Raw genomic sequence first — 13733 nt, forward strand, 5'->3', positions numbered from 1 at the left:
GAGGAGTCGTACGTCCGAACCGGGAGGAGAGACGGGATGGGCAGCCGAACCGCGCTGGTCGAGGATCTGATGGAGCGGTTCCCGCACGTGCCGCGGGAAGCCGTCTTCAAGGAGGACCTGCTCCGCGGCGGCGTCGCCTTCGACCCGTCCGCGCTCAGCGACAACGAGGGCGGCGAGGTCAAGCCGAAGTCGTACTTCATCTTCTCCTTCGACCACGGCACCCTGCCCGAGCTGGGCGAGGCGGCGCTGCGCCGGCCGCCCGAGGAGATCATCCTCACCGGCGGCCCCTACGACCTGCGCCGCACCGTCGTCTCGGTCCGGGTGAACCCGTCCTCGCCGTACCGCGTTGCCGCCAACGACGACGGCGTGCTCGGCCTGTACCTGGACGGCAAGCGGATCTCCGACGTCGGAGTGCCGCCGATGCCGGAGTACTACCGGCACAAGCTGGCCAACGGGAAGTCGGTGATGGAGGTCGCCCCGACCATCCAGTGGGGCTACCTGATCTACCTGACCGTCTTCCGGGTCTGCCAGTACTTCGGCGCCAAGGAGGAGTGCCAGTACTGCGACATCAACCACAACTGGCGCCAGCACAAGGCCGCCGGCCGGCCCTACACGGGCGTCAAGGACGTCGAGGAGGTGCTGGAGGCCCTGGAGATCATCGACCGCTACGACACGGCGAAGGCCTCCACCGCGTACACCCTCACCGGCGGCGCCATCACCAAGACGGTCTCCGGCCGTGACGAGGCCGACTTCTACGGCCACTACGCCAAGGCCATCGAGGAGCGCTTCCCCGGCCGCTGGATCGGCAAGGTCGTCGCCCAGGCCCTGCCCCGCGACGACGTCCAGCGGTTCAAGGACTACGGCGTGCAGATCTACCACCCCAACTACGAGGTGTGGGACGAGTACCTCTTCAAGATGTTCTGCCCGGGCAAGGAGCGGTACGTCGGCCGCGACGAGTGGCACAAGCGCATTCTGGACTCCGCCGAGATCTTCGGAGCGCGCAACGTGATCCCGAACTTCGTCGCGGGCGTCGAGATGGCCGAGCCGTTCGGCTTCAAGACGGTCGACGAGGCGATCGCGTCGACCACCGAGGGCCTGAGGTTCTTCATGTCGCAGGGCATCACGCCCCGCTTCACCACCTGGTGCCCGGAGCCCACGACGCCGCTCGGCAAGGCCAACCCGCAGGGCGCGCCGCTGGAGTACCACATCCGCCTGCTCCAGGCCTACCGGCAGACGATGGAGGACTTCGGCCTCTCCTCGCCCCCCGGCTACGGCCCGCCCGGCGCCGGCAACGCGGTCTTCTCGGTCAGCTCCTTCATGGACAGCCTCCCGGCCGACGCGCCCACCACCGACGAACCCACCGCCGTTCGATAACAGTTGGATGACGCCGCGCCTTTTCCGGCACGGCATCGAGTCGCCGGGCGGCCGCACCCGTATGACACTCCGAGCTCGGAGTCGAGGGGTGCGGCCGCCCTGCGTGATATCTGAACAGGGCGCTTGTCAGTTGTGTGAGAGGCGTGAAAAGCTCTCCCCCTGCCGCGAGGGTCCCCCCAACTCCATTACCGATGTGGTGAGTTGACCTCGCTTGTGGATGCAGGAGACCCATGCCCGACCTGCCGACCCCTCAGGACGCCACCGAGGCCGCGCTGTTCTCCGAGTGCTGGGACGCCGTCCTCGCCTACGCGGACCTGTGCACCTCCGGTTCCACGGCCGCCGCACAACTCGGCCGCGAGGCGTTCGCACACGGCATACGCGAGGCCCGCGCCGCCGACGCCGGCCCGGTCCGCGGCACCGCCCGCCGCCCGGCCCGGCTGCCCCGCATCCCCCTGCTGCTGACCTCCGTACGCACCACGGCAGCGGCCTGGGAGGAGCAGGGACAGGGCCACAAACTCGACCCCGACCTGCGCCTGTGGCTCAACTCCGACAACGCCGCCCGCTACACCGGGCCGCCCCTGCAACGCCCGCTCGCGCTGCGCGGTCTGCGCGATCTGCAACAGGCGGACGCGGAACTGCTGTGGTTCACCGAGGTCGAGGCGCTGCCACTGCCCCTGGTCGCCCGCCGTCTCGGCCTCGACCCGGCCGCCGCCACCGAGGAACTCCAGCAGGTGCGCACCCTGTTCCGGGACCGCTGCCACCGCAACCACCTCGACACACCGATGGACGCACAGTGCCGCAGCTACGCCCGGCTGCTGGACGCCGTCACCCGCTCCTCCGCCGCCGAGACCCCCGGCGACCTCTCCCGGCACCTCGCCACCTGCGTGCAGTGCGCCGAGGCCGCCGCCTGCCTGCGCCTGCACGGCGGCGCCCTGCCCCAGGCACTGGCCGGCGGGGTGATCGGCTGGGGCGGCCTCGCCTATCTGGAACGCCGCCGCCGCGCGGTCGAGGTGCGGCTCGGCGCGGGCACCTCGGGCTCGGCGGACCGGGCGTCCGGCGAACCGGAGGACGGCGAGCAGAAGGCGCGCGTCGCCCGCAACGGCCTCCTCGTCGCCGCCGTACTGGTCTCCGTGCTGGCCCTCGGCGTCTCCCTGATGCCCTTCGGCGGCGGGGAGGACGACCTCGGGGCACGCGGCGGCACCGACCGCCAGCCGGTGGCCGACCCCGCTCCGCCCCTGCCGTCCGCCCCCTCCCTGCCACCGGCCACCTCCAAGCCGGCCGAACGCACCACCCAGGGCACCGAACAGCCGGAGAGGTCCGGCAAGCCGGAGGACAAGGGGCGGCACACCCAACCGCAGGGCACCTCCTCGCCCACCGGCCGCACCGAGCCGGACGAGAGCGGCGACCCCGTCTGCCGGGTCGAGTACGACCTCGTCAACCAGTGGCCCGACGGCTTCCAGGCCACCGTGACCGTCACCAGCACCGAGCCCCTCGACTCCTGGCGCGTCGCCTGGTCCTTCCGGGACGGCCAGAAGGTCGGCCAGATGTGGGACGCCTCCGTCTCCCAGGACGGCTCACGCGTCACCGCCACCGCCGCCGACTACAACAAGTCGGTCCCCGCCGGTGGTGACCTGGCGTTCGGCTTCCTCGCCTCCTGGCACGACAAGAACTCCCCGCCGTACGACTTCGAGGTGAACGGGCAGCCCTGCGCGCAAGGCGGCTGACGAACCGTTCGGCGTCACACCGCGAGCGGCACCTGCTGGCCCTCCTCGGCGTTCTGGTACCGGGCCCAGATCTGGTTCAGCTCATGCTGGTAGTAGAGCGGGAACAGCACGGCCACGATGGAGAGGATCAGTCCGATCCAGGGGTTGCAGCGCCGTTCCATACCGGCCGACTGCTGCATGCGGGCCACGCGCAGACCGGTGTTGTAGACCGACACGAAGGGGGGAACGATCACCAGCCAGCCGACGGTGACGGCCAGGACCGCCATGGCCGGGTCGACCTCGATCCGTGAATCGAACTCCCGGGCTTCGCGATTCACCTTGTAGTACCAGACCAGGTGGTAGATGCCCAGTGTGATCAGCGGCCAGATCAGCCACACGAGAATGATGTTGCGGGTCTTGCCCGCGCGACCTGACATGTCGCACCTCCCGTGATTCCAGTGCACCACGTCCGGCCCACACGTGCGCGTCGTGCGGGGAGGGAAAATCCGTGGCGCCCGAGGGGCGTGCGCCTCTAGGGTGGGGGCGAAATCGCGCGGCGGCCTGTGCCGCCGCGGTCGGCTGTGTGACGAGCAGGAGGTGTGATCGATGGCTGTCTCTGAGATGGGCGCTGCCCGCATCCGGAAGTTCATCAAGTCCACCTCCGTGGCCTCCGGCTGACCTCTTTCCTCTCCGCGCCCATGAGCGCGGTGCCGGGGCCACCCTTGTGAAGGGTCACCCCTTGTCTCTCTCTTCTCTCCCGGGTTCGTCCTCGTCCGCCTCGCACCCGCTCCAGCCGTACGGCTGGGACGCGGGCTGGGAGGCCGAGTTCGCCCCGTACGAGGACGAAGGCCTGCTCCCGGGCCGCGTCGTGCGCGTCGACCGCGGCCAGTGCGACATCGTCACCACCGACGGGCTGCTGCGGGCCGACACCGCGTTCGTCACCCCGCACGACCCCCTGCGGGTGGTGTGCACCGGCGACTGGGTCGCCGTCGAGCCCGGCGGAAACCCGCGCTACGTCCGCACCTGCCTGCCGCGCCGCACCGCCTTCGTCCGCTCCACCTCCTCGCAGCGGTCCGAGGGACAGATCCTCGCGGCCAACGTCGACCACGCCGTCATCGCCGTGTCCCTCGCGGTCGAGCTGGATCTCGGCCGCATCGAGCGATTCCTCGCGCTCGCCTGGGAATCCGGCGCCCAGCCCGTCGTCGTCCTCACCAAGGCCGACCTCGTGCCCGACCCCGTCACCCGTGCCCACCTCGTCCAGGACGTGGAGACGGCCGCGCCCGGTGTGCCGGTCGTGCCGGTCAGCTCCGTCGACGGGGACGGGCTCGACGTGGTCGCCGCGCTCGTCGGCGGGGGGACGTCCGTGCTCCTCGGGCAGTCCGGCGCGGGCAAGTCGACCCTCGCCAACACGCTGCTCGGCGAGGACGCCATGACCGTCCAGGCCACCCGCGACGTCGACGGCAAGGGCCGCCACACCACGACCACGCGCAACCTGCTCGTCCTGCCCGGCGGAGGCGTCCTGATCGACACCCCCGGACTGCGCGGCGTCGGGCTCTGGGACGCCGAGACCGGTGTCGGCCAGGTGTTCTCCGAGATCCAGGAGCTGGCCGAGCGCTGCCGCTTCCACGACTGCGCCCACGAGGCGGAGCCGGGCTGCGCCGTGCTGGCCGCCATCGACAGCGGCGACCTGCCGGAGCGCCGCCTGGAGAGCTACCGCAAACTGCTCCGGGAGAACCAGCGCATCGTCGCCAAGACCGACGCCCGCCTGCGCGCCGAGATCCGCAAGGACTGGAAGCGGAAGGGAGCGATGGGCAGGGCGGCGATGGAGGCGAAGCGGGGGGCCCACTGGCGCGCGTAGCTGCAAGACCCGGCAGACGACAAGCCCGCACCGACCGGCCTCACGGCAGGTGCGAGTACCCCCGATCGTCGTGTCCGATTTCCGCCAGCGACCCGTCGGGCGACGGCGGAGACTGGAGCTGTGACAGACCAGGGAACGGACGAGGACAGCAGGTACGAGGCCGTGCGCAGCCGGGACGCCCGGTTCGACGGCGTGTTCTTCTTCGCCGTCGAGACGACCGGCATCTACTGCCGGCCGAGTTGTCCGGCGGTCACCCCGAAGCGGGCCAACGTGCGCTATTTCGCCACGGCCGCCGCCGCCCAGGGCTCGGGCTTCCGGGCCTGCCGGCGGTGCCGGCCGGACGCCGTGCCCGGCTCCGCCGAGTGGAACGCGCGCGCCGACGCGGTCGGCCGCGCCGTGCGGCTGATCGCCGACGGCGTGGTCGACCGGGAGGGCGTCGCCGGGCTCGCCGGACGCCTCGGCTACAGCGCACGGCAGGTGCAGCGGCAGCTCACCGCCGAACTCGGCGCCGGGCCGGTCGCCCTGGCCCGGGCACAGCGCGCCCACACCGCACGCGTCCTGGTGCAGACCACCGGCCTCCCGATCACCGAGATCGCCTTCGCGTCGGGCTTCGCCAGCGTGCGGCAGTTCAACGACACCATCCGGGCCGTGTACGCGTCGACCCCGAGCCAGCTGCGCGCCACCGCGCCACGGCACGGCCGGGGCCGCCGTACGGCCACCCCGAACGCCGGCATCCCGCTCCGGCTCGCCCACCGCGGCACCTACCAGGCCGGACCCGTCTTCGACCTGCTGGCGCGCGAGGCCGTGCCCGGCATCGAGGAGGTCAGCGGCCCGCCCGGCGCCCGCACCTACCGGCGCACCCTCCGCCTCCCCTACGGCACCGGCATCGTCGCCGTGGACGAACGCCCCGGCGCCCCCAGGACCGGACCCGGCGCCCACCCGGGCGGCTGGCTCGACGCCCGCCTGCACCTCACCGACCCGCGCGACCTGACCACCGCCGTCCAGCGGCTGCGGCGTCTGTTCGACCTCGACGCCGACCCCTACGCCGTCGACGAGCGCCTCGCCGCCGACCCGCGGCTCGCCCCCCTGGTCGCAGCCCGGCCCGGGCTGCGCTCGCCGGGCACCGCCGACCCGGAGGAACTCGCGGTGCGCGCACTGACCGGCCGCACACAGGCGGAACGCCTCGTACGCCGCTACGGCAAGGGGCTCGACGCGCCCTGCGGCAGCCTCACCCACCTCTTCCCCGAGCCCGCCGTGCTCGCCGGCGCCGAACCCGGCGGCACCCTCGGCGCGCTCACCACCGCCCTCGCCGACCAGGCCGTACGTCTGGACCCGGGCGCCGACCGGGACGAGGCGCAGGACGCCCTGCTGGCGCTGCCCGGCCTCGACGCCCGTACGGTGGCCGAGATCCGCACCCGCGCCCTCGGCGACCCGGACGTGGCCCCGCCCGGCCTCGACGTCCCCGACAGCTGGCGCCCCTGGCGCTCGTACGCACTGAACCACCTGCGCGCAGCAGGGGAGTGGGAGTCCCGATGACCAGCCCGACCTACTGGACGAGCGTGCCCGGCCCCCTCGGGCCGCTGCTCCTGACCGCTGCCCCGACCGGCGAGCTGACCTCGCTGTCCGTGCCCGGCCAGAAGGGCGGACGCGAGGTGCGCCAGGACTGGCGGCGCGACCCCGGGCCCTTCCGGGAGGCCGAGGAGCAGCTCGCCGCCTACTTCGCCGGGGAACTGAAGGAGTTCCGCCTGGCCTGGCGCACCGAGGGCACCGCCTTCCGCGAGAAGGTGTGGGCCGCCCTGGACGACATCTCCTACGGCTCCACCACGACCTACGGCGAGATCGCCGCGCGCGTCGGGGCACCCCGGGCGGCCGTGCGGGCCGTCGGCGGTGCGATCGGCGCGAATCCGCTGCTGGTGATCCGCCCGTGTCACCGGGTGATCGGGGCGGGCGGCGCACTGACCGGATACGCGGGCGGCCTGGACCGCAAGGTACGGCTGCTGACGCACGAGGGCGTCCTGCCCGCCTGATGCGCCCTCCGACATCTCGCCTGATGGCCCGCCCGCCCGGGGGACGGGCGCTCAGCCCCAGACCACCGCGCCGATCCAGGCCGCCGCGATCAGCTGGCAGGTGAACAGTTCGGCCAGGATGCTGGAGCCGCCCGCGCGCATGACCGTGCGCAGGGCGGCGACGGCGTCGGTGTGCCGGCCGAGGCGCAGCCGCTCGAAGAGGTAGACACCGGCGAGGAACCCCAAGATCGCGCCGAGGACGGGGACCAGAACGAAACCGAGAACGGATCCGGCCCCGGCGCAGGCCAGCATGCGGCGGGTGGTGCGGTTCATCCGCAACCGACGCGGCGGCAGGACCCAGCGGACGGCCTGGGAGACCAGCAGCAAGGCCGTGGCCCCGACCAGCGTCCACCATGCGACGGGCTGCGGATCCTTCAGCGCCCACCACATGACCGCGGCCCACACCAGCAACGATCCCGGCATGGCGGGCAGCAGCACTCCGCACAGCCCGAGCAGGATGACCAGCCCGACCAGCAGGAGGTCCCACACTCCCATCTGACCAGCCTGCCGGAACCCCGGAGAACACGCAGGTCAGAAGCGTGCCCGGGACCCAGACCCGCAGGTCAGCCGCTTGGGCCCCGCCCGGCCCCGGTTTTCGGATGACCGTTCTACGGCTCACCCGACGTACCGTTCACCTGCCCGTGGACGGCCGGTTTTTTCCACAAGCCCCGTTTTCATGCGGCTCGTGCGGTGGACAATGACCGGCATGAGCCAGCAGGGGGGAAGGCCCACCGGTCACGAGGACGACTGGTGGAGGGAGTTGTACGAGGACTCCACCGACGACACGGGCCCCACACCGGCACGGGATTCCCTGGACGACCGGTTCGCGTCGGCGTCGGGGGCGGTGGGAGATGGGGCGCGGGAGCGTACCGGCCCCTCGGACCGGCCCCCCGGCTCGGAGCCGGTGGTTCCGGCACCCCGGACCGGAGCCGACGACGTCCCGGCCGCTCCCCGCGCGGACTCCCGGCCGCCGCAACGCGCCCCCTGGGAGCCACCCCCGCCCCGGCCCACCGGACCCACGAGCTTCCCGACCGCCCCGCCCCCGCCCACAGCGGCCCCGCCACCCCCCGCGGCACCCCCGTCTCCGCCCGCCGAGCATCCGGAGCGGCCCCCGGCCCCGTCGTTCCCCACCCCCGGGACGCCCCCGGTTCCCCCACCTCCCAAGGCTCCACCGGCCCCCGCCACCGAGCCACTGCCTCCGGACTCACACCGCACGGACGCACACTCCGCGGATCCCCGCACCACCGAACCCCGCACCACCGAGCCCCTCGCGGCCGAGCCGGGCCAGGACGCCGCCGCCCGCTTCGAGCGTCCCGCCCCCACCCCCCGGTCCCGTGGCCACGTGGGCACCCGGCCGCCCACCTACGACGCCGAACCCACCGCTCTCCCGGCCGCCGACCCGGACGACCTCGACGACCTGGTGGCGGACACCGTGCTGGACGGGGCCCGGTACGGCGCCTGCACCCTGCGGGCCGTGTCCGTGCGGGGCGATTCCGCGCGGTACCGGGGCGAACTCCGCCGGGACTCGCTGCTCACCGCCCGGTTCGGCACGGGCGAGCACGCGCTGCTGCTGGTGGCGATGGCGACCGGGGCCCGGACCGCCCCGGGTGCGCACCGGGCCGCCGCCGAGGCCTGTCACTGGATCGGCCGGGCCGTCGGACGCAGCCACGCACGCCTGGTCGAGGACATAAGGGACGGCCGGCGCGGCGACCTCAAATCCGGGCTGCACCGGCTCACCGACCGCAGCCTCGGCAAGCTCCGGGCGAGCGCCTCCGAGCAGGGCGTCGACCCCGAGGAGTACGCGGCGAGCCTGCGCTGTCTGCTGCTGCCGGCCGACCCCGGGTGCCGCACGCGGGTGTTCTTCGGCGTCGGGCCGGGCGGACTGTTCCGGTTGCGGGAGGGCGAGTGGCAGGACATCGAGCCGCGCATCTCCGAGGCCAAGGGCGAACCGGTCCTGGGCTTCGGCTCACCGCCCTCCGAGACCCCCGAGGGCGACCGGCTCACCATGGACCTGGGCATCCCGACCCCGCCGAGCCCCTACGAACCGGCCCCGGAGCCGCCCCGCGAGCCGTTCCGCTTCCGGACCTCCGTCGCCCGCCCGGGTGACACCCTCCTGATGTGCAGCGGCGGCCTCGCCGAGCCCCTGCGCGGTGAGCCCGAACTGGGCGAGTACCTCGCCGAGCGGTGGTCCCGCCCCGAACCGCCCGGCCTCGCCGCGTTCCTCGCCGACTCCCAGGTGCGGGTCAAGGGCTACGCGGACGACCGTACGGCCGCCGCGGTGTGGGAGGCGTGAGCGCTGCCGGTGTGACTTGATGGAACCCGGAGGGATCCCAGGAGACCGAAGGGGCAGACGAGAACCATGGCCAAACAGAACGTCGCGGAACAGTTCGTCGACATCCTGACCCGCGCCGGAGTCAAACGGCTCTACGGAGTCGTCGGCGACAGCCTCAACCCGGTCGTCGACGCCGTCCGCCGCAACTCCGCCATCGACTGGATCCACGTCCGGCACGAGGAGACCGCCGCCTTCGCCGCCAGTGCCGAGGCACAGATCACCGGCGGGCTCGCGGCCTGCGCCGGCTCCTGCGGCCCCGGCAACCTCCACCTCATCAACGGCCTCTACGACGCCCACCGCTCCATGGCCCCGGTCCTCGCCCTCGCCTCGCACATCCCGTCCAGCGAGATCGGCCTCGGCTACTTCCAGGAGACCCACCCCGACCGGCTGTTCACCGAGTGCAGCCACTACAGCGAGATGATCTCCAGCCCGGAGCAGATGCCCCGGCTGCTCCAGACCGCCATCCAGAACGCCGTAGGACGCAGCGGCGTCAGCGTCGTCACCCTGCCCGGCGACATCGCCGACCGGCCCGCCCCGGAGAAGGCCGCCGAGACCGCCCTCGTCACCTCCCGCCCGACGGTCCGCCCGGGCGACGCCGAGATCGACCGGCTCGTCGAGATGATCGACAGCGCGGGCAAGGTCACCCTCTTCTGCGGCAGCGGCACGGCCGGCGCGCACGCCGAGGTCATGGAGTTCGCCGGGAAGATCAAGTCCCCGGTCGGGCACGCCCTGCGCGGCAAGGAATGGATCCAGTACGACAACCCCTTCGACGTCGGCATGAGCGGCCTGCTCGGCTACGGCGCCGCCTACGAGGCCACCCACGAGTGCGATCTGCTGATCCTGCTCGGCACCGACTTCCCCTACAACGCGTTCCTCCCCGACGACGTGCAGATCGCCCAGGTCGACGTCCGGCCGGAGAACCTCGGCCGCCGCTCCAAGCTGGACCTCGCGGTGTGGGGAGACGTACGGGAGACGCTGCGCTGCCTGATCCCGCGGGTGCAGGAGAAGAAGAACCGCCGCTTCCTCGACCGGATGCTGAAGAAGCACGCCGACGCGCTGGAGGGGGTGGTGAAGGCGTACACCCGCAAGGTCGAGAAGCACACGCCGATCCACCCCGAGTACGTGGCGTCCGTGCTCGACGAAGTGGCCTCGGACGACGCCGTGTTCACCGTCGACACCGGCATGTGCAACGTCTGGGCCGCCCGCTACATCTCACCCAACGGCCGCCGCAGGGTCATCGGCTCCTTCTCCCACGGCTCGATGGCGAACGCGCTGCCCATGGCGATCGGCGCCCAGTTCACCGACCGCAAACGGCAGGTCGTGTCGATGTCCGGCGACGGCGGCTTCTCCATGCTGATGGGCGACTTCCTGACGCTGGTGCAGTACGACCTGCCGGTGAAGGTCGTGCTCTTCAACAACTCCTCCCTCGGCATGGTCGAGTTGGAGATGCTGGTCGCCGGTCTCCCCTCCTACGGCACCGCGAACAAGAACCCCGACTTCGCCGCCGTCGCCCGCGCCTGCGGTGCGTACGGGGTGCGCGTCGAGAAGCCCAAGGAGCTCCCCGGGGCCCTGAAGGACGCCCTCAAACACAAGGGGCCGGCCCTCGTCGACGTCGTCACCGACCCCAACGCGCTGTCCATCCCGCCGAAGATCAAGGCCGAGATGGTGACCGGTTTCGCCCTGTCCGCCTCGAAGATCGTGCTGGACGGAGGAGTCGGCCGGATGCTCCAGATGGCCCGCTCCAACCTGCGCAACATGCCCCGCCTCTAGGCCTGTCGTTCGGATCAGGTCGCAGCGAATCGGCGGTGCTGGTCAACGCCGGTGAGCGGGCTGATCCGAACGACAGGCATCAGCTGTAGGGCACCCACCCGCGTGCGGAGGTGTCGTACACGTAGCGGGGCAGGCCCTTGATGCCGCTGGTCCGGAACGGGCGGCCGTGGTCGTCGATCCGGACCGTGCCGGTGCGGCCCTGCGAGGACCAGTCCAGCTCCAGGTACCAGCGGCAGTCGCACCCTTGGGTCCTGGCGTTGACCAGGAGCACCTCGGGGTCCCGCGCGGAGACGCGGTACGGCATGCGCACCGCCGGGATCGGCGTGCCCGTGTCGTTCCCGCGGACCGCGCGGGCGATGGGCCGGTCCATGTCCAGGTTCACGTCGAAGGAGCGCGGCGTGATCGCACCGCCGCAGCCCCGGTCCATGGCGTAGGCGTTGCCCTGCGCCGGGGCCGTCCGGCCCACCACGCGTACGCGCAGCGCCTCCAGTACGACGGCCGTGTCGGTCCGCCCCTGCACGGTCAGCTCCACGAGCGTCTCGCCGCCGTGCACCGCGTTCTGCGATGCGGCCCAGACCCCCGCGTCCTGCGGGACGGGCGGCGGCGCCACCTGCCCGGGCGGCCGGGCGATGACGTAGTCGTGACCGCAGCCGAGCTTCCACGCCTGGGAGTCGGCCGACCAGGTGAGGGGCGGCCGGGTGGATGTGGAGCCGCCGGTGGGCGGGGTGGTGTGCGTGGAGGGTGGAGGGGAGGGCTTCAGCCGCTTCGGGGTGGCGGAGGCGGCCGGGCGCCGGGGAGTCGGGGAGCCGCCGCTCGGAGTGGGGGAGGCGCCGCGCCGGTCCGGTGCCCGGGTCTCCGTCATGGCGGAAGGGGCCGGACCGGCCGACCCGGCCCGGTCGTCACCGGCCGGTGTACGCCGCCCGTCCGGCAGCGCGGCGAGACTCCCGAGTGCCGCGAGGACGACACAGGCCGCGGCCAGACCGACGGCTGCGCGTCTGCGGCGGTACCAGGGGCGGGGGTGGGGGAGCGGGGTCTCTTCCGCGGGATCCGGCGTGGCGGTTCCCGGAGCGGCTTGCGGACCGTCCGTCAGGTCGCCGGGGGCGTCGGGGGCTTGCTCCGGTTCGTCCGGCTCGGAGGCGGCCTCCTCCGCCCGAGCCGCGCCGGGCGTACCCGTCGTACCGGTCGTACGGGGCCGTTGCCGTGCCGCCACCGCCAGGAGCCAGCGGCGGTGCAGTTCCAGGCGTTCCTCCGGGGACGCCCCGCACAGGGCGGCGAAGCGTTCCACCGGGGCGAAGTCGAGGGGGACCGCCTCGCCCGCGCAGTAGCGGTGCAGCGTCGAGGTGTTCATGGCCAGACGCCGGGCCAGCGAACCGTAACTGCGGTCCGTGCGCTCCTTCAGTGTCCGCAGCAGCGCCGCGAACTCCCCGACGTCGTCGACGTCGCTCTGTGCCGACACCGTTCCCCCGTCCTCGTAGGTCCGACCCGGCCCGGAACGGCATCCCAGGCACTCCATGTACCTGCACGTCAGACGGGCTGGGATGGTTCCACCGTGCCCGATCGCGGGCCGGCTGTTGCGTCCGGCCGGTGGGACCGCTGATGCTTCTGGTGTCGCACCGAGCAGGTCCGGGCCGACCAGCCGGCCGCGCGGCGGCATCGACCATTCACACCTTTCACCTACGGGGGACACCCATGCCCAAGCACATCCGAGCGAGCGCGCTCACCGCACTCACCGTCGCCGCCCTCGCGGCGGGCACACTCCTCACGGCACCGGCCGCCGGTGCCGCGCCGAAGGCCGCCGCTCCCAAGTTCCTCTCCGCGTCGCAGTTGCCGCCGCACCCGACCTCGACGTGGACGGCCGGCCCGGTCACCGAGGGGTTCCCGGAGGGGCTCGGCTTCTGCGTGAGCACGGAGGGCGTGCCCTCCTACGACTACCGGTACCGGGAGTTCCGGACCGACCTGGACACGAACGCCGTGCAGTTGACCGTCGTGGCGGACACCGCCACCCTGGCCAAGGCCCTGGCGAAGCACTACGACGACCTGATCCGCACCTGCGCCGAGCGCATCGAGAAGAACGACCCCGAGGTCGAGGCCGAGGGCCGGGACTACGGCACTCTGCCGGTCGAGGAGGGCGCCCGCGTCCGCGGACTGCACACCGAGACGTCCTGGGGTGCCACGGACATCTCGCTGCTGTCCGTCGGGCGGGACGGCAGGACCGTCACCGTCGTGGGATGGGGTCAGATGGGCGACTTCGGTGACGCCCCCGTGGCCGCCTTCAAGAAGACCACGACCACCGCCGTCAACAAGCTCTACTGACCTGACCGCACGCCACGGAAGACCGGGGCCGTCCTCCCGCCACGGGGGTGGGGAGGGTGGCCCCGTACCGGTGGTGGCGGATGTCAAGACCGTCGTACTTCGGCCAACTTCAGTGGAGCACCGCGCACGGGGGCTCGTCGCCCCAGCCCTTCACCGCGTACGCAGAAAACGGCAGCCGGGCATCGGCCCATGGTCCGATCTCCGGCGGTCAGGATCCACCCGCGCACACCGACCGGCTACCCTCTTGCCCCCCTCGCCCTCACCGTCGTACCGCTGGGTGGCCCGCCGTCCGGGTCGCCCGTCCCGTTCAGGTGGCC

At 72.6% G+C, this 13733-nt stretch carries 11 protein-coding genes; 8 read left to right on the forward strand and 3 right to left on the reverse strand.

What is annotated here, in order from left to right:
- Nucleotides 1-36: 36 nt before the first annotated feature.
- Complete coding sequence (locus tag ACFZDE_RS25165) at nt 37-1374, forward strand: radical SAM protein (protein ID WP_391203274.1); 1338 nt, start codon at nt 37-39, stop codon at nt 1372-1374.
- 230 nt (nt 1375-1604) lie between these two features.
- A complete protein-coding gene (locus ACFZDE_RS25170; protein ID WP_390994020.1) occupies nt 1605-3098 on the forward strand; it encodes a cellulose binding domain-containing protein in 1494 nt (497 codons plus the stop codon).
- 14 nt (nt 3099-3112) lie between these two features.
- Here ACFZDE_RS25170 and ACFZDE_RS25175 read toward each other — a convergent pair whose 3' ends face one another.
- On the reverse strand, nt 3113-3514 hold the full coding sequence (locus ACFZDE_RS25175; RefSeq protein WP_391203277.1) for a DUF4234 domain-containing protein: 402 nt from the start codon (nt 3512-3514) through the stop codon (nt 3113-3115).
- A gap of 302 nt (nt 3515-3816) precedes the next feature.
- Here ACFZDE_RS25175 and rsgA point away from each other — a divergent pair, with 302 nt between their 5' ends.
- The 3 genes from rsgA (at nt 3817) to ACFZDE_RS25190 (ending at nt 6962) form a co-directional block, all read left to right on the forward strand.
- Nucleotides 3817-4935, forward strand: a complete 1119-nt coding sequence (gene rsgA / locus ACFZDE_RS25180; RefSeq protein ID WP_391203280.1) for a ribosome small subunit-dependent GTPase A — start codon at nt 3817-3819, stop codon at nt 4933-4935.
- A gap of 120 nt (nt 4936-5055) precedes the next feature.
- Nucleotides 5056-6471, forward strand: a complete 1416-nt coding sequence (locus tag ACFZDE_RS25185; RefSeq protein ID WP_391203284.1) for an AlkA N-terminal domain-containing protein — start codon at nt 5056-5058, stop codon at nt 6469-6471.
- Nucleotides 6468-6962, forward strand: a complete 495-nt coding sequence (locus ACFZDE_RS25190) for a methylated-DNA--[protein]-cysteine S-methyltransferase (protein ID WP_391203287.1) — start codon at nt 6468-6470, stop codon at nt 6960-6962. The genes ACFZDE_RS25185 and ACFZDE_RS25190 overlap by 4 nt, the downstream gene beginning before the upstream one ends.
- A gap of 51 nt (nt 6963-7013) precedes the next feature.
- Here the strand turns inward: ACFZDE_RS25190 and ACFZDE_RS25195 are convergent, their stop codons facing one another.
- Nucleotides 7014-7496, reverse strand: a complete 483-nt coding sequence (locus ACFZDE_RS25195; protein WP_390994015.1) for a DUF456 family protein — start codon at nt 7494-7496, stop codon at nt 7014-7016.
- Nucleotides 7497-7707: 211 nt separating this feature from the next.
- Between ACFZDE_RS25195 and ACFZDE_RS25200 the strand changes: the two genes are divergently transcribed.
- Both ACFZDE_RS25200 and ACFZDE_RS25205 read left to right on the forward strand, forming a co-directional pair.
- On the forward strand, nt 7708-9294 hold the full coding sequence (locus tag ACFZDE_RS25200; RefSeq protein ID WP_391203290.1) for a protein phosphatase 2C domain-containing protein: 1587 nt from the start codon (nt 7708-7710) through the stop codon (nt 9292-9294).
- Between the two features lie 66 nt (nt 9295-9360).
- On the forward strand, nt 9361-11103 hold the full coding sequence (locus tag ACFZDE_RS25205; RefSeq protein ID WP_391203293.1) for a pyruvate dehydrogenase: 1743 nt from the start codon (nt 9361-9363) through the stop codon (nt 11101-11103).
- A gap of 79 nt (nt 11104-11182) precedes the next feature.
- Here ACFZDE_RS25205 and ACFZDE_RS25210 read toward each other — a convergent pair whose 3' ends face one another.
- Nucleotides 11183-12559, reverse strand: a complete 1377-nt coding sequence (locus ACFZDE_RS25210) for a helix-turn-helix domain-containing protein (protein WP_391203296.1) — start codon at nt 12557-12559, stop codon at nt 11183-11185.
- 233 nt (nt 12560-12792) lie between these two features.
- Between ACFZDE_RS25210 and ACFZDE_RS25215 the strand changes: the two genes are divergently transcribed.
- Nucleotides 12793-13416, forward strand: a complete 624-nt coding sequence (locus ACFZDE_RS25215) for a hypothetical protein (protein WP_391203299.1) — start codon at nt 12793-12795, stop codon at nt 13414-13416.
- The last annotated feature ends 317 nt before the right edge of the window (nt 13417-13733 follow it).

The organism is Streptomyces sp. NPDC007929 (assembly GCF_042959065.1).
Lineage (GTDB): Bacteria > Actinomycetota > Actinomycetes > Streptomycetales > Streptomycetaceae > Streptomyces.